Genomic DNA, 944 nt, shown 5'->3' on the forward strand with positions numbered 1-944 from the left:
CATTACTTGCGAAGAGTATTCTGAGTAAAGTAATGGTCATGCAAGAAGATCTTCCTCCTGCCTTTCTCTGTGCCTCCGTGTCCCTGTGTTGAGTGGTCTCAAAAGGTTCTGCGTAATACGAAAGAGAACACATTATGGCAATGGCAATTGGCAATGATGGTGACGGCGAAGACGAAGTCAACAGCACCATCAACACCACCCCCCTGGTAGACGTCATGCTGGTCTTGCTGATCATCTTCTTGATCACCACCCCGGTGATCACGGACACGGTCAAGCTCAAGCTGCCGGCAGAGACGAATGTCATTTACAAGACCAAACCGGAAAACATCACCCTGTCGATCAACAAGGATGGTGACATGTACTGGAACGGCAGCATGAAGCCGCTCGGTGGTACGGATGCCCTGTTTGAAAAACTCAAGGTCGAGTCCGTCAAGGTACCGCAACCGGAGTTGCACATCCGTGGCGACCAGAACACCCGCTACGAGTTTGTCGGCAAGAGCATCCTGACGGCACAGCGTGCCGGTATCGCCAAGGTCGGCTTTGTGATTGAACCGCCACCGCGGAATTAGTTTTTTAAATGACTAAACAGGGCTGGCGAAAAATTGTCCTGACAAGGCGTAGTGACGAAGACAGTGCGTATAGCACGGCGAGGAGCTGCAACGCAGTCAGGGCGATTTTATCGCCAGCACGAGCAAAGGAAGCATTATGGGTATGCAAATAGGCTCCGGCGGCGCATCAGCCGATCCGGAAGTCATGATAGAAATGAACATGACGCCGTTGATCGACGTCATGCTGGTGCTGATCATCATGTTGATCATCACCATCCCGATCCAGAACCATGCGGTGAACCTGAACATGCCGACCGGCACGCCGCCACCGCCGACAGTTGAGCCGGTCGTGGTCAATATCGACGTGGACTTTGATGGTACGGTGGCCTGGAATGG

General features: G+C 52.9%; 2 protein-coding genes. Both read left to right on the plus strand.

The window, feature by feature from the left end; all coding sequences use genetic code 11:
• Nucleotides 1-134: 134 nt before the first annotated feature.
• Nucleotides 135-569, plus strand: a complete 435-nt coding sequence (locus LZ463_RS28875) for an ExbD/TolR family protein (RefSeq protein WP_241459775.1) — start codon at nucleotides 135-137, stop codon at nucleotides 567-569.
• Nucleotides 570-705: 136 nt separating this feature from the next.
• On the plus strand, nucleotides 706-944 hold a 239-nt coding region (locus LZ463_RS28880), incomplete at its 3' end, for a biopolymer transporter ExbD (protein ID WP_241459776.1).

It is taken from the genome of Undibacterium paludis, from assembly GCF_022568815.1.
Classification (GTDB): Bacteria; Pseudomonadota; Gammaproteobacteria; order Burkholderiales; family Burkholderiaceae_D; genus Undibacterium.